Origin of the sequence: Apibacter sp. ESL0432 (assembly GCF_019469225.1) — a bacterium.
Taxonomy (GTDB): Bacteria; Bacteroidota; Bacteroidia; order Flavobacteriales; family Weeksellaceae; genus Apibacter.
The window spans coordinates 1,103,036-1,124,686 of record NZ_CP048266.1 but is presented as its reverse complement, the minus strand read 5'-3'; the positions used below and the strand labels follow the sequence as shown (position 1 = coordinate 1,124,686).

Sequence of the window (21,651 nt, the reverse complement as noted above, 5' to 3'; positions counted from 1 at the left end):
AAATACTATTTTTTTTCCAAAAAGAAGATTTATATATATAAACCCAAAAAATGCATAATATTTGTTTATAATTTAAAAAATATTATAAGATTACGGTTTTATTAATATTTAATATAAATAAAAATATATGCAAGAAACGAATCAAACTTATAGTAATTCATATGAAATTTCACAAGATCAACTTAAAGATGCTAATAGTAAAAAATTAATAGCCGGAATTTGTGGTATTCTACTAGGTAGTTTTGGTATTCATAAGTTTTACTTAGGGTATAATAAAGAAGGCTTAATTATGTTATTAATTACTTTATTAACTTCATGGTTTACTTGTGGTGGAGGCGCAATTGCAATGGGTATTATTGGATTAATTGAAGGAATTTTGTACCTTACCAAATCTGATAAAGAATTTTATAAGACTTATATTTTAAATCGTAAAGGGTGGTTTTAATAAAATTTATAATAATTTATAACGCTATAATTAATTTTGGAATCCATTAGTGAGTACTAATGGAATCCTTTTTATCCTTTATAATTTCTTTTTTCTTTCTCTTTTTACTAAACAAATCACTGAATTTATTAAAAGATTTTTTGTAAACAATCCCCCCGCCATACGATTGATTATTTGCCCCTGTAGTGGATAATACCGATGTTTCCAATCCAAAAGTGGAAGGTTTTGAAAAACCATTGATAATTAGCGATTTATCATTGTTTTTTGATATGTCATAATTAATTTTTGCACCATAGGTCCATACGTCGGCAGCACTTTTTTGTTCCAGAGGCATATTAACTGATCCAACTATGGATAACCTTTGATTCACTTTAAATGTAGGGTCTAAAGAGATCCGGTCACTTGTATCGTCGACTCTTGAACCGGCATTAAAATTAGCATCCAGAGAAAATACTCCACTTATATTATTTATTGCAGAAGTTAATTGTTTCAATACTACATCATAAGCAGAAGAAGCATAACTGCTACCTCCCATTTTATCGGATAAAAAGCTTCCAAAAACAACAATTCCTGCTACTTGATTGTATTTTTCCCCTTCATTATTATTTAGTTTAGTATTGAGTTGATCACGAACCGAAGAAGAAGCATCTGCTTGTATATCAAAAGTCAAACTTGGTTTAGATAAATAACCAGTTAATAACGCCGAAACTGTTACATTAGAAGCGGGAACTGTAGAAATACCCAAATAATCGCCAATATTACTTACTAATCTGGTATAGGAAGCGCGAATATTTAAATCGGCTTCGGTAGGACCACGATTTTCCCATCGGATAGTACTTCCGGGAACAATAGTAAAGTCCTTATTAACAAACATATTATAATAATATTTACTATCACCGGTTATTGTGTAAGTACCGTCCATAGAAATAACTCCTGCTTTTGACATATCAAATTTTAGATGTTTTGCATCTCCCCGAACCACTATTTTATCTCCGGTTTCTTGACTAATAATTAAATTAACCACAGATTTATTGTCTGCTGTAACGTCTGCACGTATGGATAATCCCATAGGTGGTTTAGTTTCTTTTTCATCTCCTTCTTTATGTTGTTCAGGAATGAATTTGATAAATTGAATGTCGGTAGCATTAGTTGTACTACTGCTGTTTATTGTGAGGCTGCTTCCCTCAAGAGCCATGGCAGTTGCTGAAATATCAATACCTTTATCCGTTGTTCCTGTTATGGAAAAATTACCTGAAGCATAAATAGTTCCATAAAAAAGATCATTTTCTTTCATGGTAGTATTCAACACTAAAAGTTTATCCGAAGTAAAGTCTAGGTTCATTCCCCATTCTGAAAAATTTTTAGTCATTAAAGGTCCAAAAACTACTCCCTTAGTTTTTCTTTGAGTATCCATCAACTCAATATTATCAAATAAAAATATGCCGTCAGATATTTGTAAGTCTTGATCTTTAGTAAGTTGATAATCAACCCCTAAAAAGTTAACTTTAAATCCAACTTTAGACATTGTAAGGGATCCTTGATATTTAGGAGAAGTTATATCTCCTGAAATTTGAACATTTCCTGTGGCAGTTCCTCTGAAATTTGAGAAGATACTTTGTAAAAAAGTCCCTATAGGAGCAATGTTCATTTGATTGGCTTGCAAATCTATATTCAATTGAGAAGGCTTACCATTTTGATTGGCTATATATCCGTCAGCTAAAAAACGATCTTGTCCGGAATCTTCTAATTTACTTTGTAATAAATATCGGTTGGTTTTAGCATCGTAGATTGCTCTCATGGCCAAATTCCCTAAATTTTGACCATTAAATTTCAATTGATCGATATAAAGATCCACAAGAGGTTTAAGTTCACTTGAATTTTTAAGTACTTTGGCAGATCCATTGGCAACACCCTCAAAAGACATATCTTTAAGTAAGCTGTGAGGTAATATTTTTTCTAATTTAACATCTTTTAAATTCAAATCAAAAGTATATTCGTTTTTGGTGGTATATTCACCGGACATTAAAATTTCAGAATTTTCAGATGTTAATTCAATTTTTTGTAAAACTAATTTGTTAGTTAATAAATTATATTTCGCAATGGCTTCATCCGATTTAAAATTAGGATTCAGTTTCCATTTTGCTTGTGCCAAATTAATATTAGAAGGTTTAAACCCAATAATAATATCATTATTTTTTTGAGTTTGATATAAATTTAAATCAAAATTAGTTTGTTTTTCTTTATATTTTCCATGATAAAAATTAGTGGAAACAAATAGGGAATCATTTTTATTATATCCGGAAAAATTGATTTTTTCAATATTCGTATTGTCTATATTTAGAGAAGATAAAGATCCCATAAATTGTCGTAAGGTATCTTCTGTATTTAAAAATATATTCGGATTGGTTAGTTTGATATTTTTATAATATATATATTCTGAAATCATTTGTGCCTGTAACTTATTTCCATTGCCAACATACCTTCCTGTAATAGTCGTTCCCGGGGATAAGTTAACATCCATCATTAATAAATCAAATAAATCCTTTTGTATATCCAAAATAAATGAAAACTCTTGATTGTCAAATCGTTTATTAGTTTTAAAATTAGCTACCAGGTTCCCAATTCCTTTCTGTAACATATCAGGAATATCTTCTAATTTGTATTTACCATAAATATTGGCAGTAATCATGTTCGGAGAAAAAATATCTAAATTTCGATTTCCTTCTTCAAAACTTGTTTTAATTTGAATATCATTATAATTTGTAGTTTTACCATTATTTTCTAGAGAAATTGAATTAATGTTGATTTGTCCAATTAAATCATCAATGGAGCTGAATTCAATATCTGCTTTAACAAATCCTTTAAATGATTTATTTTTATCGGCTTGAGAAGTAAAATAGCCTAAATTTAATGATTGGATATCTACATCAAAGTTGGTTTTAATATATTTTTGAGCGAAATTTATTGTACCATTAAAGTCAAAATTAGCGTATTTATCATCGGAAATAATTTTACCTTCAAAAATTTTATCTCTTAAGTTACCCACAGCTGAAATATCATTAATCGTTTTACCATTAATAACTAAGCTATTCAGTTTTGCATCAAATTTAGTATCCATATGGTCCAGATTAAATCCGCTGCCGTCAAATTGAATTTTAGCGGATATGGGACCTAGTGTTGTTGTTTTAATAAAAGAAGCTAAATTTAATTGGTATGTTTCTAATTTTCCTTTATATCTAGGTTTTTGGGAAGCGTAATCTTTTAATTGAGCATCCGCTGTTACTGTACCTAAAGAGCTAATCATTTTACCATTTATACTAAGGTCTTTTTTATCAATTAAAAATGAACCCATATAATTCATAGTTCCAAATTCTGATACAATTTTGGGTATTTCCTTAGAAATAAATTTCGGTAACCATGAATTAAGAGAGGCATATGAAGATTGAAGATGCGTTTCTTTGGTTTCTATATTAAAAGATTGGGAAGGATCATTACTAACTAAATTTTTCAACACTAAGCTAGGGGAAGAATAAAAAGTACCGTTAACCGATAAGATTGGATTAGTTAATGTTAAATTATTAAGTGTACCATTAACTTTCGAAGAAATGTTAAGTATAGAATTAGTATCCCAGTTTTTTACAAAATATCGTATGTCTTTACCTGATACTTTACTTCCTTTGGTAACATCCATATTCCAAGCTACCTGATCAGAAAAGTTGCTCAATCCATTTTCTTTGGTGTGATTAAAAAATAAAGAACCTATTAACAATGAGGTATCTGATTCAAAAAGAAGGTCTTTGAAAGAAAGTTCTGTTTCTGAATAGTGAATATCGGATGAAAATTGGTAAACCGTATAATTTTCCTTATGCCTTTTAGCTTTGAAATTAAATTGCTCAACTAAAACCCTTACATCCGAATTAAAAACATCAACGCTCGAAGCTTTTAAATTTAATTCAGAAGTATCTAACCAGACTTGATCTTCTAATGGTAAATTTTGATTTACAATTGAAAATCGACCATTGATTATATCTACCCTTCCGTTTAATTTAAAATCTTTTTTTTGAGATGGTTTATCTGAGTTAAAATTATCTATGAAAATAGAAAAATTATCATGATTTTCATTTTTATAAGTAATTACTTTGATGACAGGATCTTGTAAGCGCAATTGATCAATTTTGATATCATCAACATGCTTAATTACCAAATTTTCAATTAGAGATATGGTATTTAAATATCCTTTTAATTCCTTTACGGTTAATAAATTATTCTGATGATGATCTTTAATAACTACATCATGTAAAGTAAGATTTCCAAAATAATCAACTTCAATTCTTTGAGCAGAAATGGAAGTTTTAAATTCTTTGTTTAAATAAGAAAGTGCCTCTTTTGCTATTTTATCTTTTACAGAAGGTAAATTTATAACAATAATTAAAGATAGAAGTAATAAAAATAAAATGCAAAAAGCATAGAGAATTGCTTTGGATGACTTAAAAAATATTTTTTTAATTAGTAACTTTGTCATAAATGAAAACACCCATTATTTTAGGAATAGAATCGTCATGTGATGATACATCAGCAGCTGTAATACAAGGTAAAAAAATACTATCTAATGTAGTATCTACCCAAAAAATACACCAAAATTATGGCGGTGTAGTTCCGGAATTAGCCTCTCGTGCACATTTACAAAATATTATACCCGTTGTACATCAAGCAATTCAATTAGCAAATATAAATAAAAAAGCAATTGATGCGATATCTTTTACCCGTGGTCCGGGTTTATTAGGTTCCTTATTAGTAGGTACCAGTTTTGCTAAATCATTATCTATGTCATTGAACGTTCCTCTTATTGAAGTTAATCACATGCAGGGGCATATATTTGCACATTTTATTGAGGATGAATCTAAAGAAAATATATCATTTCCATTTTTATGTCTCACGGTAAGTGGTGGACATACCCAAATTGTTCAGGTAAATGATTATTTTAATATGGAAGTGTTGGGAGAAACTTTGGATGATGCGGCGGGCGAAGCTTTTGATAAGATAGGTAAAATTTTGGGACTTGAATATCCGGCAGGACCTACAATTGATAAACTTTCTCAAAATGGAGACAAAGATAAATTTAAATTTCCTTTACCAAAATTAGAAGGAATCAAATTTTCCTTTAGTGGCATAAAGACTTCCGTGCTTTATTTCATACAAAAAGAACTACAGAAAAACCCGGACTTTATAAAAGAGAATCTTGAAGATATATGTGCATCCGTCCAAAAAACAATCCTATCTTCATTGTTAGATAAATTAAAGTTGGCTATTGAAATTACGGGAATTAAAAATGTAGCAATTGCCGGTGGTGTTTCGGCGAATTCGGAGTTAAGGAGAGAAATAAAAAAATTAGAATTAGAAAAAAATTGTAAAACTTTTATCCCAAAATTCGAATATACAACAGACAATGCAGCCATGATTGCCGTGGTTGGAAGCATTAAATATGAACATAATAAATTTTCTGATCTTAAAACTATAGCTATCGCTAGATATAAAATGTAAGATTATGATTGGAAATAACTTTTATAAAAAAAGCTTACTATTTATTTTAAGTTTATTAATTTTTAATTCCTGTAAAAAAGAGTCTCTATTGTTTAACGATGATTTTCATACCAATACCAATCATTGGGACACGATATCTACAGATGCACTATATACTAAACTTGAAGAAGGAAATTTATTGATGAAGGCTGATTTGAAAAATGTTTTAAATTATTCTTTACTCTCCCTTCCAATATCCGATCGAAATATTACCTATACTACTTTATTACAAATTAATAGTTTTTATGATCCTAAGGGCGTTGCGGGTTTAATTTTATATGCTGATGATCGGAAATATCCTGAAAATTATCTCCTATTTGGAATTAATGCAGAAAACGAAGTAGTTATATCATACGAGAGCAAAAGAGAAGGAAAATCACAAATTTATTTTAAACAAAAAACTCAAAAATATAAAAAAAAGGAAAAGAATAGTTTTTCAATCGTAACAGACAAAAGTTCTATTCAATTCCTTTTGAATGGTAAAATATTGACAACCATATCCAAAAATAAAGAATTAGGATCCTATTTTGGTTATATGGTAATCAATTCGAATATATCTGTTTCTTCTCTTCAAATTAAAAGTCATTAGTTAAAGCCAAATTACATGCCAATAAAGACTAATTCAAATTAATTAGTTTTATAAGCTTGATAGTATTGTAATGCTTTAGGCATTATTTTATTTATATCAGCAATTCTATTTTGAGGATTCGGGTGCGTGGAAAGAAATTCAGGTGTATCGGAACTTCCGGTAGCGTCAATCATTCTTTGCCAAAATAAAGGGGCTTGTCTAGGATCATATCCTGCCATTGCCATAATATATAAACCCATTTCATCTGCATCAGATTCTTGTTTACGACCATAACGTAAAAGAGTGATACCACTGGCTACGGGGTAATATTGATTAATTGCCGAACGCAAAGCTTGGTTATTGGTAACCCCTCCTAATACCTGTCCACCGATTTCTGAAATATATGATTGTGAAATTTTTTCAGCTCCGTGACCTGCCAGAGCATGGGCAATTTCATGTCCCAAAACAACAGCTAATCCTGTGTCGTCTTTACAAATAGGTAAAATTCCTGAATATACAGCCACTTTTCCTCCGGGCATACACCATGCATTAACCGTTTTTGGATCATCAATTAATACAAATTGCCATTGATAACCGTTTAAAGCCGAAGACTTTCCAATGAATCTATAATAATCTTCTGCGGCTTTTTTTATTCTGTTACCAACTTCTTCCACTTGCCTTGCTTGAGGAGTTCCGGTAATAATTTTATTGGAAGATAAAACTTGTTGATATTGCTGAAATGAAGATGGCAATAATTGAGAATTGGATACAAAATTTAACGATTTTCTTCCGGTTAACGGATTAGTTGCACATGCTACTGTTAATAAAGATACTAGCGATAATAATAAGCATTTTTTTGAATTCATAAACTCTATAATAATTTTTGAAATATAGTAAATTTATTAATTAATGTTCTTAAATTTGCAATGATTATAATAAAATAAAAGCAAAAAATATGCCTTACTTATTCACATCCGAATCGGTTTCGGAAGGCCATCCAGATAAAGTTGCTGATCAGATTTCAGATTCGATATTAGATAATTTTTTAGCATTTGATCCCGATTCTAAGGTAGCTTGTGAAACTTTAGTTACTACCGGTCAGGTAGTATTAGCCGGAGAAATTAAATCCAACACATATATTGATGTTCAGCATATTACCAGAGATATTATAAAAAAAATAGGCTATACGAAAAGTGAATATAAATTTGAAGCCGAATCTTGCGGTATTTTATCCGCTTTGCATGAACAATCGCAGGATATAAACCGCGGAGTGGATAAACAGAATAAAGAAGAACAGGGTGCAGGTGACCAAGGGATGATGTTCGGCTATGCCACCAATGAAACGGATAATTATATGCCTTTGGCTTTAGATATTTCACATAGCATCTTACGTGTGTTAGCTCGAATAAGAAAAGAAGGTCAAATTATGACCTATCTTCGTCCGGATGCAAAATCACAAGTTACTATTGAATACGACGATAATAATAAGCCGATACGTATTGACACGATAGTTCTTTCTACACAACATGATATGTTCGATGAGGATGAAAAGGTTGTATTGGACAAAATTGCCAAGGACATTATTTCAATTGTTATTCCTGAAGTTAAGGCAGAATCAAAAGATGAAATAAAAGCATTATTTGATGATAATATCACTTACCATATAAATCCAACCGGAAAATTTGAAATCGGAGGACCTCATGGAGACACCGGATTAACCGGAAGAAAAATAATTGTTGATACTTATGGTGGTAAAGGAGCTCATGGCGGTGGCGCATTTTCCGGAAAAGATCCTTCTAAGGTGGATCGTTCTGCTGCCTATGCTACAAGACACATAGCTAAAAATTTAGTAGCGGCAGGGGTTGCTGATGAAGTTTTAGTACAAGTTTCATATGCTATTGGTATTACCGAACCGTGCGGTGTTTATATTAATACTTTTGGCAGCTCAAAAGTTAACCTGTCCGATGGAGACATAGCATTGAAAGTTGAAAAATTATTCGATCTAAGACCTTATGCTATAGAAAAAAGATTGAAATTAAGAAATCCAATATATACGGAGACAGCAGCCTATGGACACATGGGAAGAAAGAACGAAATCGTTACAAAAAAATTTGTAAGAAATCGTGATAATGGAAAGACAGAAATAAAAGAAATCGAAGTAGAATTATTTACTTGGGAAAAATTAGATTATTTAGATCAAATTAAAGAAGCTTTTAATCTGTAAACTAACATTTATTTTCATGTCAAAAATACTGGCCATCGATTATGGTGAAAAAAGATCCGGATTAGCAGAAACGGATGATATGCAAATTGTTGCCAGTGGGTTGGCCGGAATTATGACTTCTAATTTGATTCCATTTCTTGAAAAATATATGTCTGAAAATTCCGTTGAAAAAATAATTATTGGTTTACCTGTTCGATTAAACGGAGAACTTTCAGATGTTGAAATTTCAATTCAAAAATTAATCAAGAAGATTAACTCTCTTTTTCCAAATATTCTGGTTGAAAGAGTAGATGAGAGATTTACTTCAAAAATTGCTTCTCACTTTATTAGTTTGAGTGGAAAAAGTAAAAAAAATAGAGAAAATAAGCATTTATTGGATGAAGTAAGTGCTACTTTAATTTTACAAACCTATTTAGAGAAAAAATAAAATTATGATTTTACCTATTTATGGCTATGGAGAACCTGTTTTAAGAAAAAAAACAGTAGAAATCGGTAAAGATTATCCCGATTTAGATCAATTAATTGAAAATATGTATGAAACCATGTATAAAGCACATGGAATTGGTTTAGCAGCCCCACAAGTAGGATTGAACATACGTTTATTTGTTATTGATGCATCTCCATTGGCAGAAGATGAGGATTATGTCGACATAAAAGACGAGTTAGCCCTTTGTAAGAAAGTTTTCATAAATCCGAAAATAACTAAAAGAGATGGTGAACTTTGGAAGTTTAACGAGGGATGTTTAAGTATTCCTGATATTCGAGAAGATATTAAAAGATTGGAAAATATTACAATTGAATATTTTGATCAAAATTGGAATAAAAAAACTGAAAATTTTGGTGATGTTCGTGCGCGCATTATTCAGCATGAATACGATCATATTGAAGGAATTCTGTTTACAGACTTATTATCTCCACTTAAGAAAAAATTACTTAAAGGTAAACTTGCCAATATTAGTAAAGGAAAGGTGGAGACTGAATACCGAATGAAATTTCCGTCTCATTAAATTTTAAAATAAATTAATTAAAAATATAATTACAATATTGATATGGATCTTACTAAAATCATTGCAATTACAGGGAAATCCGGTTTATTTGAATTATTATCTCAAACTAAAGGAGGTTTCATTGTTAAAGATTTAGTTGCTCAAAAGAAATTGTCTATTAATGCAAATAGTCAAGTAAGTTTACTACAAAACATTTCAATCTATACTCAAGATTCTGAAGTATCATTAATTTCAGTTTTAGTTTCAATTTCCAAAAAACATCAATTTAAAGAAATTGAATTTGATAAAAATGATACCAATACGTTAAGATCTTTAATGAAAGATGCTCAACCGGATTATGCAGAAGACAGAGTATATAATTCAGATCTTAAAAAGCTTTTTACTTGGTATAATATATTGGTTAAAAATGGTATCATAACTGAAGAAAGCGTAAAAGCTTATGAAGACAATCTAGCTAAAGCTTCGAATGATAGCCAAAAAGAAAATTCAGAAGATTGTAACATTTCACAAAAAACAGCTACTAATGAGGTATCAAATGATGATACAAAAGATGAAGCCGGTGTAACTAAAAAATCTACGAAAAAAATACCTTCTAAGAAAAAAGCTGAATAGTATAAATAATTTTAAATATTATTAATGAAAAGGTATCAATGTAAAGTTGGTACCTTTTTGTATATTAACTATAAAAAATCTTTGAGTATCATATATACTCAAAGATTTTTTTCTATATAAATTCCGGATAATTTTTTACATGAACATATCTTTGATCTTTTCAAAAAATGTTTTATCATTTTTTGAGGGTTTAGGATGAAAATGTTCATTATCTAACATAGATTCAAAAAATTCTCTCTGCTCTTTAGTTAATTTATTCGGATTAGGTGTCCAAACATTGATATGAATAAATAAATCTCCGTATCCATATCCTTGAACTTGAGGCAATCCTTTATCTTTCAATCGTAGAATTTTCCCTGATTGAGTTCCGGAATCTACTGTAATTTTTACTTTTCCCGTGATCGTAGGAATTTCTTTTTTCGTACCTAAAATAGCTTCGGGTACAGAAATATATAGTTCATAATGAAGATTATCCCCTTCCCTTTTTAAATTTTCATCCTCAATTTCTTCAATCACAACGATTAAATCTCCGGGTATTCCTCCAAATGGAGCATCATTTCCTTTACCTCTAACTTGCAGTTGAACTCCTTCTCTAACACCGGCAGGAATTTTAATGGATACTTCCTCTTCAACTTTAATTAAACCATGATTATTAGCACCGGGTGGTATATGATCCGCAACTTTACCGGTACCTCCACAAGTATTACATACTGATTGAGTTTGCATTTGTCCAAACGGAGTATTCATGATTCTTCTCGTTTGACCGGTCCCGTTACAGGTAGGACAATTTTTTGAGGTAGCTCCCGGAGCTAATTTAAATCTTTTTACTTTAACGGTTTTTTCAACACCGTTAATAATTTCTTTAAGAGTTAATGATAAACGGATACGTAAATTGGAGCCTTGAACTTGTTGAGGTCTTGAAGAAAAGCCGCCAAAACCGCCTCCGAAGGCACTACCGAAAATATCACCAAAATGGGAAAAAATATCTTCCATATTCATTCCCCCTCCAAAGCCACCACCGGCAGCCCCTCCTACTCCGGCATGACCGTATTGATCATACCTTGCTCTTTTTTGAGGATCACTTAAAACTTCATAAGCTTCAGCAGCTTCTTTGAATTTTTCTTCAGCTTCTTTATCACCGGGGTTTTTATCCGGGTGATATTTGAGTGCTTTTTTCCTATAGGCCTTTTTTAACTCTACTTCAGTTACACTCTTAGAAACCTCCAATACTTCGTAATAATCTCTTTTAGACATAATTTTTTATATAAACCTCTTTGAGTTCTTAATTTCCAATAACTACTTTTGCGTATCTAATTACTTTTTCATGCAATAAATACCCTTTTTGAACCACATCTATAATTTTACCTTTTAGACTTTCATCAGGAGACGGGACTTGGGTAATTGCTTCATGATAATCAATGTTAAAATCATCACCGGCCTTTACATCAATAACAGTCAATCCTCTATCTTTCAAGGTATTGAACAACTTATTATAAATAAGTTTCACTCCCTCTAAAACAGAAAGGTCATCCTCCTTTTTTTCAAGTTCGGTAATAGCTCGATCAAAATCATCCAATACCGGAAGTAAGGATTCTAAAATATCTTTATCCGAGTATTTAAGAAGATCCTGTCTCTCTTTAATTACACGTTTTTTATAGTTATCAAATTCAGCAAATAAACGGATATATCTGTCTTTTTCTTTTTCAAGTTTTTCTGTTAAGTCAGAATTATTGTTAGGTTCTGACATATTTTCAGTATCCTTAGAATTTTCTTGATTGTTATTTTCTTCAATTAATTCGTTTTCTTCGTTATCACTTTGAATTGACATGGTTAAATTCTTTATTGGTTACTGATATTTATCAATTTTATTGCCATAATAAAAATGCTGTCAAATCGACCTATATTTAAAAAATTATTTAAATACTTCTTATTAAATTTGCATATAAAGTAAATATATTCAAATGTTGAAAAGTTTTGATATTTTTTCAATCAAATCGGAGGAAGAATTTAATTCACTCGCCATCCAAATTTTTTTGTATCAATATAAAAATAATATACCCTATAGAACTTTTGTTGATTTATTATCTATAGATTGTAATAAAATTCTCAATTATCGGCAAATACCTTTTTTACCGATTGAATTTTTCAAAACCAATACAATAGTTGATAAAAATTTCTCACCGAATTTATATTTTCAAAGTAGCGGTACTACTTCCGAAAACCTATCCAAGCATTATATAGCAAATGAAAATATTTATAAACAAAGTATTTTACATTCATTTTCAATTTTTTTCGGAGACCCTTCCGAATACATATATTTAGGTTTGCTTCCTTCTTATTTGGAGAGAAATAATTCTTCGCTTATATATATGGTAAATTATTTAATGGAGCAATCGGGAAAGGTGGAAAATGGTTATTATCTACATAACTTTGATGATTTACATGTTATAATTAATCGACTGGAAAAAGAGAATAAGAAAGTTATTCTTTTTGGTGTTTCCTATGCTTTGTTAGATTTTGCGAATTCTTATCCTCAACAACTGAGAAATACTATAATTATCGAAACAGGAGGAATGAAGGGAAGAAAAAAAGAAATGACAAAAGATGAGTTGCTAACAGAATTAAAAAATTCATTTCAAACCGATAAAATTTATTCAGAATACAGTATGACGGAATTATTGTCTCAAGCTTATTCTTTATCTAATAATGTTTATAAATGTCCTCCCTGGATGAAGATTTTAATTCGAGATGTGGATGATCCTTTTGAATATGTTGAGACAAACAGATCAGGAGGTGTCAACATCATAGACTTGGCAAATATTCATAGTTGTTCATTTATATCTACCCAAGATATTGGTAAAGATGAAGGTAAGAATGGTTTTAAAATTTTAGGAAGAATGGATAATTCCGATATTAGAGGGTGCAGTCTTTTATTATTATAAAATATAAAATTTACTAATTAAGCTTATTTTAACTAAAATTTGTATTTAATTTTAAACTTTTTCTATAAAAAAATAATAAATTTAATAAAATTATATATATAAGTTTTATTTTTCGGAATTGTATATTGTAATATGTCTTATTACAGAAAATTAATAAAATATATTATTACAGGAATTATACTTTTATTCTTGTGGTTTATTCTTCATACCATTGCTATTATTATTGATGGGAACCAAGAAGATACCAGGGATGCAGACGTAGGAGTTATTTTTGGAACAAAAAATAAAACAGACGGTTCTATGCCTATGTCTTTAATACGAAGACTAAATATTGGTTTAAAATTATACAATGAAGGTCAAGTTCAAAAATTAATTGTTTCCGGAGGTTTAGCTAATAAAAACTTTTGTGAAGCTGATCTCATGCAGGAATATTTATTGGAACACGGCGTGCTTTTATCTGATATTATTTTAGATAATAAAGCCTTAAATACTGAAGAAAATGTGGAAAATTCATTAAAAATAATGAAAGATAATAATTACAGAAAATTAATTATTATATCACAATATTATCATATTTCTCGTATTAAGCTGATGTATTATAAGCTAGGCTTTTATAATTTAGGTTCTGCAAGTTCTCATCACTATAGTAAAAGGCATCATTATATGTCATTAATAAGAGAATTTTTTGCCTATTACTATTATTATTTTTTTAAATAAATTAATTCTTTAACAAGCGCTTTTTATATATTTATGCATACAAATTTTATAGAAAAAGTAATTGATGAGTTATTGGAAAAAAATAATGATTTATCTAAATTTACTATCATTATTCCCGGAAGAAGACCTATCATATTTTTTAAAAGATATCTTATTAAAAAAGGGTATAACGGATTTTTGCCCACTTTCTATACCATTGAAGATTTTATATACAAACATTCCCATTTAGTTAAAATCGAAAATATTCCTCTTTGGTTGGAAGCTTTTCAGATACAGAAAAAATTCGTAAATGCAGAGGAAACTTTTGATGAATTTTTAAAATGGATCCCTACTCTTCTTAAAGATTTTAACGATATAGAAATTTTCTCTGATAATCCTCATAAGGTTTTAGAGCATATGGCTTCCATTGAAAGAATAGAAAATTGGGTGAATAAGCTGGATACCACCAGTGAAAAAAAATTATATTATAAAAATGTAAAATTCTGGGAAAACAACATAATTTTATATAATAAATTAAAGGATTCTTTGGAAACTAAAGGATTGGGTACGTACGGAATGATTCTAAACCATGTGTTAAGCCAATTAACAGGTATTCATATTCCTGAAAATGATAAGTATGTTTTTGTCGGATTAAATGCCTTAACGCCTAAAGAAGAAAAGCTGATTAAACATTATATATCACATGCCGAAACGTATTTATATTGGGATGCCGATAAATACTATTTAAACAACAGTAATCAAGAAGCCGGAGATTATTTAAGAAAATATAAAAATTGGAATTATTATGCAACTCGAGATTTCAAATGGGTAACTGATGATTTCAACCAAAAAAAAAATATACATGTAGTGAGTACTTCTCAAGACGTAGCTCAAGCCAAATATATCAGTTCAATCTTATCTACCCTTCCTGAAGAAGAGTTACACAATACCGCATTAGTATTAAGCGATGAATCAATTCTACCGGCAATATTGGAAAGCATACCTAAAAATATATCCCGAGTTAATATAACTATGGGATTTCCTCTTAAAAATTCATTTTTAGCATCATTATTTAAGCAAATTTTTAAATTACACATATTTAGAGAAAAAAATACATCTAAAGGATATTACTATAACGATATCTTATCCCTTCTTCAGAATCCATTACTACATAATACTATATCTGTTATTGAATTTATTTCTGAAATAAAAAGGAATAATCTTATCTATTTAACTGATTCTCTCATATATAAACGTTTAGGTAGTTCTTACTATTATTTTATATTTAAAGAATATGCAAATCCTATCGATTTGATACATAAACTTTATGAATTTTGTACTGAACAATTTTGGAAAACAGATTCTGATCATCAGGTGTTAAAAGAAAATTATTTAAAATTTAAAAATCTTTTCTCCATTTTACATACACAATTATCGCAAGATCTTTCCATTCAAAATTTTTCTCTTCTTTATACATTTTATCAGCATGTAATCAATAATGAAACTATTGATTTTATTGGCGAACCGGTAGAGGGACTTCAAATTATGGGAGTTTTGGAAACTCGATTGCTAAGCTTTAAAAATATACTAATGACGGGAGTTAATGAAGGAATTTTGCCGGGTGGAAAAAATGATAATTCTTTTATTCCTTTTGATGTTAAGAAAAATTACGGAATCAATACTTTTCTTGAAAGTGATGCCATCTATGCGTATCATTTTTATAGATTAATACAACACGCACAAAACATTACCTTAGTCTATAATAATTATACTGAAGGTTTTAACTCAGGAGAAAAAAGCAGATTTATTAATCAATTAGAATTTGAGTCTCAACATACCATAATAGAATCTGTAGCCACCTATGGAGGAAATTTAAAACAATCGAAGGAACTAATCATTGAAAAATCTCCTGCTATATTGAATTCAATTCAAGATTGGCTAAAAAATCCTATTTCGCCAACTCATTTAACCAATTATCATTACAATCCAATCAATTTCTATTTGCAAAAGATTTTAAAGATTAACGAGCAACAAGAGATGGAAGAGGAAATTTCTGCTTTAAATTACGGAAATTTGATTCATCATACTCTAGAGTCTATTTATTCCCCATGGCAAGGAAATAAACTAACGGAAAAGGAGTTACTTGCAGCTTTAAAAAATTATTCTGTTTATTTAAATAAATATATTGAAAAAGAATTAAATCCCGACTTATTTAAAAAAGGGCAAAATTACTTGCAAAAGCTGCTAGCGGAAAAAACCATTGAAAAAATATTGTTAAGAGATTTAACCGACCTAAAAAACGGTAATATCATTTTCTTAAAAGAAATTGAAAAAGAACTTAGTTCCACTATTAATTTACCTGAAATAGGCACCTTATTTTTGAAAGGATTTGTAGACCGCTGGGATAGTTTTAATGGCCGGGACCGAATTATAGATTATAAAACATCATCTATAGATACTCTTATATTTAAGTCAGATAGATTTGATCAAATTCAAGAAGATAAAAATTTTAAATTTTATATTCAGCTTGTTTTCTATGCTTATATGATTTTACATGAAAAACTTTCAGAATCGGTAAAGGTGGGAATTTGGAGTTTTAAAAAACCTTTTCGAGGATTGGAGATTTTAAAAATTGATTCTTCTGAAAGTTTAAACGAATCTCAAGCTACTATTTTATTTGAGGAAGTTTCCCGATTGATATTAGAAATTGCTGATCCGGATATTCCATTTGTAGAAAAATCTTCTTTTATTAAATAATAACAAAAAAATAATTTTTAATTCAATTTAATCATTTAATTTTGAAGTTTAACTTTCTTACCATGAACGAAGATTTAAAAGATATAAAAAATATTTTTCCTATACTGAATCAGTTAGTAAATGGCAAACCTTTAGTCTATCTTGATAATGCTGCAACTACTCAAAAGCCGATTTCCGTAATAGAGGCAGAAGAAAAATATTATAAAACTATAAACTCTAATGTTCATAGAGGAATTCATACCTTAAGTCAATTGGCTACCGTGGAAATGGAAGAATCCCGAAAGTCTGTGCAACAATTTTTAAATGCAAAAAAGGATTACGAAATTATTTTCACTAAAGGAACGACCGACAGTATCAACTTAGTAGCTACAGGAATTGAACCCTTACTTAATGAAAGCGATGAAATTATTATATCCAACTTAGAACATCATTCGAATATCGTTCCTTGGCAATTATTAGCCGAAAGAAAAAATCTAAAAATTAAAGTTATTCCTGTGGATGACAACGGAGATTTGATGATGGATGAATATGATCGACTCCTTTCGGAAAAAACTAAAATAGTAGCTGTAAATCATATTTCCAATGCATTGGGTGTAGTTAATCCAATTGAAGAAATAATTTCCAAAGCTCATAAAATGGGTTCATATGTGCTTATAGATGGAGCGCAAGCCGTATCTCATAGAAAAGTTGACGTACAAAATTTAGATGCTGATTTTTATGTATTCTCTTCACATAAACTTTATGGCCCTACCGGTGTGGGTATTTTATACGGTAAAGAAAATATATTAGAATCCATGAAACCCTACCAGGGAGGTGGAGAAATGATTAAAGAAGTTACTTTTGAAAAGACGACCTATGCAGATTTGCCTTTTAAATTTGAAGCAGGTACTCCGAATATTTCCGGTAATATTGTCTTAAAAACTGCTATAGATTTTGTGCAAACTATAGGTTTTAAAAATATTAGTAAGCATGAAGACGAAATTATGAAGTATGCTAAAAATAAACTTTCGCAATTAGATAATATAATCATCTATGCTCAAAATGCAAAACATACCTCCGGAGCACTTTCTTTTAATTTAGATATCGAAAATATTCATTCGTCAGATGTCGGGTTTATTCTAGATAAACAAGGGATAGCAGTTAGGACCGGACATCATTGCGCTCAACCCATTATGCAACGCTTGGGAATAAAAGGTACTGTTCGAGCATCATTTGCCATCTATACAACTAAGGAAGATATTGATCAATTAATTGATGGGATGTATTTAGCTCAAAAAATGCTTAGATAAAACTAAATTATGATTAATTAAACAGTTATTTCAATCGTCTAATAAGGATGACAATATTTAATTAGAAAAGTCTGGCCGGCGATTATATAGTATTATTATATTCCTATTCATTTCCATATAAACACGAATAAATAATGAGGAAAATAATCGATAACTAATAGTTATATTTTTTAAATATTACCAACTACCACTGGCACCGCCTCCACCGAAGCTTCCTCCGCCGCCAAAACCTCCAAAACCACCACCTCGGGAACTACTGCCGCCACTTCCGCCAAATATACTTCCGCCGATAAATCCACCTAATCCACCCCAAAAATCATCATCATTATTTCTTCTCTTACCGTTACGGTCATAATATGTGTTGTTTCTATTGTTTTTATGCATTAATATATACAGTAGTATAATGAAAAATATAAATACGGCTACTATAATCCCTGAAGTAGTATCATCAGTATCTTCCGGGTTATCTGCTTTAAATTTCCCTTGAAGAACCTTTATGATTTGATCCGTACCGGAGTTTATAGCACCGTAATAATCATTTTGCTGAAGATAAGGAATCATATATTGATGAATAATAGTACTGGAAGTATAGTCAGTCATGACATCTTCCACTCCTCGCCCATTCTGTATAGCTAATTTATGATCATCGGAAGCAATTAATAATAAAATACCATTATTTTTATATTTTTGTCCGATTTGCCATTTTTCACCCCATTTGGCTCCCACGTAATTGATATCGTCACCATTTAATGTTTTAACAATACAAACAATTATTTCCGTGGAGGTTGAATCACTATAAGATATTAACTTATTATTTAAATTATTTTGTTGCTCTTCCGTAAGAATTTTAGCATAATCATTAACGGGATAAATTATTTTTGGTTTTTCCGGGATTTTAAATTCCGTTTGGCCGTAAATGAAATTATTTAAAAATAATACGCCAAAAAGGACTAAAATAATTTTAACGGGATATTTCATTGGGTAATTCATTTTCTATATTTTTTCCATCTCTTGGAAAAAATTTTTTCAATTTAGTTCCGGTTTTTAAAATTGCGTTGATTAATCCTTCTTTATAATTATCTTTTTTAAATGAAAATGTAATTTCCTTTAAAAGTCCATCCCAAAAACTTTGATGCACATATTTATGAATGTTGACATCTCCAATTACAGCAATTTTTTTCTTATTTTCGGATACATAAAATAAGACACCATTTCTATCTTTTGTTTTTTCCATACCCAATTTGGTAAAAAGGGATTGCGCCGTGGCTAACGCATCCCCCGTTAGGTTTTGGTCTAAATGTACCCTAATTTCCCCTGTAGACATCGCTTCGGCTTGTCTAATGGCTTCAATAATATCTTCTTCGTCCCGGGGTGAAAATAACATTCTAAAAGTAGTTTTTTTAAATTATTTACCGTTTAACAATTGATCAACATTTGGGGCTTTTTCAGCACCTGCATCGGCTTTAAATGTACCTTTTTCTTTAAAATTTCTAAAATTAGCTACAATACTTGCGGGAAACTTTTGTATATAATTGTTATAGGTTGTAACAGATTGGTTGAAATTATCTCTATCGATTTTAATTCTATTTTCAGTTCCTTCCAATTGATTTTGAAGTCCTAAAATATTTTGATTGGCTTTTAAATCAGGGTATTTTTCAATAGTAACTAATAATCTGCCTAAAGCAGAACCTAAGCCGGATTGCGCTTTTTGATATTCAGCTAATTTTTCAGGAGATAAATTTGAAGGATCAATCTGTACTGAAGTTGCTTTTGCTCTGGCTTCAATTACAGAAGTAAGAGTTTCTTTCTCATAATTGGTTGCTTTATTAACGGTTGCTACTAAACCGGGTACTAAGTCTGATCTTCTTTGATATGAACTTTCTACAGCACTCCATTTTAAATTTACATCGTTATTTAGTTCAATCATATTATTATTAATGCTTACCCCCCACATAAATACTCCGATTACAATTATAGCGATTAATCCTATTATACCACCTCCGATTAAACATCCTTTTTTCATAATTTTTACTTAAATTTATATTTACGATTAATTAATTATATTATCCAATATCAAATATTATTCCTAAAAAGTAAGGGAAGTTTTCAACTACTTCCCTTACAATATGTTGTATTATATTATTTTCTTTATAAAGCAGATTCTGCTTTTTTCATTTCTTCCATTTTATCCTTCATCTGTAAAACTCTATACGCTTCTATTAACGCTTGAATAATACCTTTATCTTTTTGATCATAACTATATGCTTTCTCCATGTAAGGTAAGGCCTGTTTGAACATTGCTTTTCTTTTTTCGACTAAAGCATCATATTTTTCTTGATCAGCTCTAGAAGATCCTAAAGCTTTCATTTTTTCTACAATTTCTTTATCAGGAGCTAATAATAAAGCTGCCAAATTCAGATATGCTGCCGGATAATCCGGCTTAATAAGTATAGTCTTATTATAATATTCTTTAGCTAATTCAGCTGCTTTAGGATCTTTGCTGTATAATACTCCTAAGTTATAATAAGAAATATAATCATAAGGTTTTTTTACAATAGCTTCTCTTAATTTAGCAATATATTTATCAGTTTGACCGGTTTGATAGTATAATTCTCCTATTTGAGAATTTAAATTAGTATCATTAGGAAATTTTTTCAATCCTTTTTCAGCTAAAGTCATAGCTTCATTATACCTTTTATCTGCAACTAATAAGGAAATTGCATAATTGTATAAATCTGCTTCAACGGATGGAGATTCCTCTTTTTTAAAGTCAGAAAACCCGGAATTGGGTGCCGATTTGAATAAATTGTATTGTTCTTCGCTTAAACCGACTCTTTTACCGTTTTGTAAAGCTGTATACGTGGTTGTCTTACCGGTATAGCTTTCATTTAGTAATTCTAAGTACAGTTCAAGAGCTTTTTTATTATAATTGGCTGCATGATAAGAAATTGCTGCATAATATTTAAAAACTTCATCCGCATTTCCAGCTGCTTGAGTTAAATAAAAGGATTCTAAAAAATCATCAGCCGCTTTCGAAAATTGTTTCGCATTATATTCAGAAGTTGCCCGGCCGGATAATTCTTGTCTTTTTTGCTCTAAAATCGGAATTATTTTTTGAATATAGTTTGTACCTGATTTAGTTTCTTTTAAACCAGTAAAACCTTCTGATTTAAGTTTTTCTACTTCTTCTTTAGTAAGAACAAAAGCCTTTTCTTTAGTATTTTTATTTTTTAAAGAATAAATAGGGCCTTTTTCATAAAGGGCTAATTTGGAAAATATTTTAGCAGATTCAAGAGTTTTTCCTTGTTCCAATAAAGAATTTCCTTTTACATATAAATATTTAGCATATACGTCGGGATTGATTCCGGATATATTAGAACTAACCGTTGGTTCTACTTGCTGAATTAATGACTCTGCCTGAGTTTTATTTCCTTTCTCTAATGCATTAAAAGCATCTTTTATTTCTTTCTCTTGGCCAAAAGACCATAAACTAACTAATATAAATAGAGAAACTGATATTTTTTTCATATA

The 21,651-nt window shown here is 29.9% G+C and carries 19 protein-coding genes; 11 read left to right on the top strand and 8 right to left on the bottom strand.

Translation table 11 applies throughout. From position 1 onward, the window contains the following. Positions 1 to 127 precede the first annotated feature (127 nt). A complete protein-coding gene (locus tag GYM73_RS04735) occupies positions 128 to 445 on the top strand; it encodes a TM2 domain-containing protein (RefSeq protein ID WP_220234305.1) in 318 nt (105 codons plus the stop codon). A gap of 46 nt (positions 446 to 491) precedes the next feature. Here the strand turns inward: GYM73_RS04735 and GYM73_RS04730 are convergent, their stop codons facing one another. After that, positions 492 to 4,967, bottom strand: a complete 4,476-nt coding sequence (locus GYM73_RS04730) for a translocation/assembly module TamB (protein WP_220234304.1) — start codon at positions 4,965 to 4,967, stop codon at positions 492 to 494. Positions 4,968 to 4,969: 2 nt separating this feature from the next. On the opposite strand from GYM73_RS04730, the gene tsaD reads away from it, so the two are divergent. Together tsaD and GYM73_RS04720 are read left to right on the top strand one after the other, a co-directional pair. After that, complete coding sequence (gene tsaD, locus GYM73_RS04725) at positions 4,970 to 5,986, top strand: tRNA (adenosine(37)-N6)-threonylcarbamoyltransferase complex transferase subunit TsaD (RefSeq protein ID WP_220234303.1); 1,017 nt, start codon at positions 4,970 to 4,972, stop codon at positions 5,984 to 5,986. Between the two features lie 4 nt (positions 5,987 to 5,990). Next, positions 5,991 to 6,614, top strand: coding sequence for a hypothetical protein (locus tag GYM73_RS04720; protein WP_220234302.1), 624 nt, complete (start codon positions 5,991 to 5,993; stop codon positions 6,612 to 6,614). A gap of 38 nt (positions 6,615 to 6,652) precedes the next feature. Here GYM73_RS04720 and GYM73_RS04715 read toward each other — a convergent pair whose 3' ends face one another. Next, complete coding sequence (locus tag GYM73_RS04715; protein WP_220234301.1) at positions 6,653 to 7,459, bottom strand: M48 family metallopeptidase; 807 nt, start codon at positions 7,457 to 7,459, stop codon at positions 6,653 to 6,655. 89 nt (positions 7,460 to 7,548) lie between these two features. On the opposite strand from GYM73_RS04715, the gene metK reads away from it, so the two are divergent. From metK to GYM73_RS04695, 4 genes are read left to right on the top strand one after another with little or no spacing between them, the layout of a single operon-like run. Continuing rightward, complete coding sequence (metK, locus tag GYM73_RS04710) at positions 7,549 to 8,817, top strand: methionine adenosyltransferase (protein ID WP_220234300.1); 1,269 nt, start codon at positions 7,549 to 7,551, stop codon at positions 8,815 to 8,817. A 16-nt stretch (positions 8,818 to 8,833) separates the two neighbouring features. Then, a complete protein-coding gene (gene ruvX, locus GYM73_RS04705) occupies positions 8,834 to 9,244 on the top strand; it encodes a Holliday junction resolvase RuvX (RefSeq protein WP_220234299.1) in 411 nt (136 codons plus the stop codon). 4 nt (positions 9,245 to 9,248) lie between these two features. Next, complete coding sequence (gene def / locus GYM73_RS04700; RefSeq protein WP_160542125.1) at positions 9,249 to 9,824, top strand: peptide deformylase; 576 nt, start codon at positions 9,249 to 9,251, stop codon at positions 9,822 to 9,824. A gap of 42 nt (positions 9,825 to 9,866) precedes the next feature. Then, positions 9,867 to 10,436 carry a DUF5606 domain-containing protein gene (locus GYM73_RS04695; RefSeq protein WP_220234298.1) on the top strand — a complete coding sequence of 190 codons (570 nt, stop codon included), beginning with the start codon at positions 9,867 to 9,869 and terminating at the stop codon, positions 10,434 to 10,436. Between the two features lie 135 nt (positions 10,437 to 10,571). Here GYM73_RS04695 and dnaJ read toward each other — a convergent pair whose 3' ends face one another. Together dnaJ and GYM73_RS04685 are read right to left on the bottom strand one after the other, a co-directional pair. Continuing rightward, a complete protein-coding gene (gene dnaJ / locus GYM73_RS04690) occupies positions 10,572 to 11,690 on the bottom strand; it encodes a molecular chaperone DnaJ (protein WP_160542127.1) in 1,119 nt (372 codons plus the stop codon). Positions 11,691 to 11,718: 28 nt separating this feature from the next. Next, positions 11,719 to 12,264 carry a nucleotide exchange factor GrpE gene (locus GYM73_RS04685; protein WP_105297562.1) on the bottom strand — a complete coding sequence of 182 codons (546 nt, stop codon included), beginning with the start codon at positions 12,262 to 12,264 and terminating at the stop codon, positions 11,719 to 11,721. A 133-nt stretch (positions 12,265 to 12,397) separates the two neighbouring features. Here GYM73_RS04685 and GYM73_RS04680 point away from each other — a divergent pair, with 133 nt between their 5' ends. The 4 genes from GYM73_RS04680 to GYM73_RS04665 all read left to right on the top strand — a co-directional run bounded on the left by GYM73_RS04680 (position 12,398) and on the right by GYM73_RS04665 (position 18,120). Continuing rightward, entirely contained in the window at positions 12,398 to 13,378 is a 981-nt protein-coding gene (locus GYM73_RS04680; RefSeq protein ID WP_220234297.1) for an acyl transferase, read from the top strand. 132 nt (positions 13,379 to 13,510) lie between these two features. Then, positions 13,511 to 14,095 carry a YdcF family protein gene (locus tag GYM73_RS04675; RefSeq protein WP_105297560.1) on the top strand — a complete coding sequence of 195 codons (585 nt, stop codon included), beginning with the start codon at positions 13,511 to 13,513 and terminating at the stop codon, positions 14,093 to 14,095. 33 nt (positions 14,096 to 14,128) lie between these two features. After that, complete coding sequence (locus tag GYM73_RS04670; protein WP_220234296.1) at positions 14,129 to 16,831, top strand: PD-(D/E)XK nuclease family protein; 2,703 nt, start codon at positions 14,129 to 14,131, stop codon at positions 16,829 to 16,831. Positions 16,832 to 16,893: 62 nt separating this feature from the next. Further along, positions 16,894 to 18,120, top strand: a complete 1,227-nt coding sequence (locus GYM73_RS04665) for an aminotransferase class V-fold PLP-dependent enzyme (protein ID WP_220234295.1) — start codon at positions 16,894 to 16,896, stop codon at positions 18,118 to 18,120. Between the two features lie 177 nt (positions 18,121 to 18,297). Here GYM73_RS04665 and GYM73_RS04660 read toward each other — a convergent pair whose 3' ends face one another. From GYM73_RS04660 to GYM73_RS04645, 4 genes are all read right to left on the bottom strand, one after another. Next, positions 18,298 to 19,110 carry a YgcG family protein gene (locus GYM73_RS04660; RefSeq protein WP_220234294.1) on the bottom strand — a complete coding sequence of 271 codons (813 nt, stop codon included), beginning with the start codon at positions 19,108 to 19,110 and terminating at the stop codon, positions 18,298 to 18,300. After that, a complete protein-coding gene (locus GYM73_RS04655) occupies positions 19,082 to 19,504 on the bottom strand; it encodes a TPM domain-containing protein (protein WP_220234293.1) in 423 nt (140 codons plus the stop codon). Before GYM73_RS04655 ends, GYM73_RS04660 begins: the two co-directional genes overlap by 29 nt. Positions 19,505 to 19,525: 21 nt before the next feature. Then, on the bottom strand, positions 19,526 to 20,143 hold the full coding sequence (locus tag GYM73_RS04650; protein ID WP_105297555.1) for a LemA family protein: 618 nt from the start codon (positions 20,141 to 20,143) through the stop codon (positions 19,526 to 19,528). 125 nt (positions 20,144 to 20,268) lie between these two features. Further along, positions 20,269 to 21,648, bottom strand: a complete 1,380-nt coding sequence (locus tag GYM73_RS04645; RefSeq protein ID WP_220234292.1) for a tetratricopeptide repeat protein — start codon at positions 21,646 to 21,648, stop codon at positions 20,269 to 20,271. Between the last annotated feature and the right edge of the window lie 3 nt (positions 21,649 to 21,651).

Excerpts from the sequence above, each read along its gene's own strand:
- GYM73_RS04655 (WP_220234293.1), bottom strand. The coding sequence starts at position 19,504 with ATGTTATTTTCACCCCGGGACGAAGAAGATATTATTGAAGCCATTAGA.
- GYM73_RS04675 (WP_105297560.1), top strand. The coding sequence starts at position 13,511 with ATGTCTTATTACAGAAAATTAATAAAATATATTATTACAGGAATTATA.
- GYM73_RS04715 (WP_220234301.1), bottom strand. The coding sequence starts at position 7,459 with ATGAATTCAAAAAAATGCTTATTATTATCGCTAGTATCTTTATTAACA.
- ruvX (WP_220234299.1), top strand. The coding sequence starts at position 8,834 with ATGTCAAAAATACTGGCCATCGATTATGGTGAAAAAAGATCCGGATTA.
- tsaD (WP_220234303.1), top strand. The coding sequence starts at position 4,970 with ATGAAAACACCCATTATTTTAGGAATAGAATCGTCATGTGATGATACA.
- GYM73_RS04680 (WP_220234297.1), top strand. The coding sequence starts at position 12,398 with ATGTTGAAAAGTTTTGATATTTTTTCAATCAAATCGGAGGAAGAATTT.
- def (WP_160542125.1), top strand. The coding sequence starts at position 9,249 with ATGATTTTACCTATTTATGGCTATGGAGAACCTGTTTTAAGAAAAAAA.
- GYM73_RS04650 (WP_105297555.1), bottom strand. The coding sequence starts at position 20,143 with ATGAAAAAAGGATGTTTAATCGGAGGTGGTATAATAGGATTAATCGCT.
- GYM73_RS04670 (WP_220234296.1), top strand. The coding sequence starts at position 14,129 with ATGCATACAAATTTTATAGAAAAAGTAATTGATGAGTTATTGGAAAAA.
- GYM73_RS04645 (WP_220234292.1), bottom strand. The coding sequence starts at position 21,648 with ATGAAAAAAATATCAGTTTCTCTATTTATATTAGTTAGTTTATGGTCT.
- dnaJ (WP_160542127.1), bottom strand. The coding sequence starts at position 11,690 with ATGTCTAAAAGAGATTATTACGAAGTATTGGAGGTTTCTAAGAGTGTA.
- GYM73_RS04665 (WP_220234295.1), top strand. The coding sequence starts at position 16,894 with ATGAACGAAGATTTAAAAGATATAAAAAATATTTTTCCTATACTGAAT.
- GYM73_RS04685 (WP_105297562.1), bottom strand. The coding sequence starts at position 12,264 with ATGTCAATTCAAAGTGATAACGAAGAAAACGAATTAATTGAAGAAAAT.
- GYM73_RS04695 (WP_220234298.1), top strand. The coding sequence starts at position 9,867 with ATGGATCTTACTAAAATCATTGCAATTACAGGGAAATCCGGTTTATTT.
- GYM73_RS04720 (WP_220234302.1), top strand. The coding sequence starts at position 5,991 with ATGATTGGAAATAACTTTTATAAAAAAAGCTTACTATTTATTTTAAGT.
- GYM73_RS04730 (WP_220234304.1), bottom strand. The coding sequence starts at position 4,967 with ATGACAAAGTTACTAATTAAAAAAATATTTTTTAAGTCATCCAAAGCA.
- GYM73_RS04735 (WP_220234305.1), top strand. The coding sequence starts at position 128 with ATGCAAGAAACGAATCAAACTTATAGTAATTCATATGAAATTTCACAA.
- metK (WP_220234300.1), top strand. The coding sequence starts at position 7,549 with ATGCCTTACTTATTCACATCCGAATCGGTTTCGGAAGGCCATCCAGAT.
- GYM73_RS04660 (WP_220234294.1), bottom strand. The coding sequence starts at position 19,110 with ATGAATTACCCAATGAAATATCCCGTTAAAATTATTTTAGTCCTTTTT.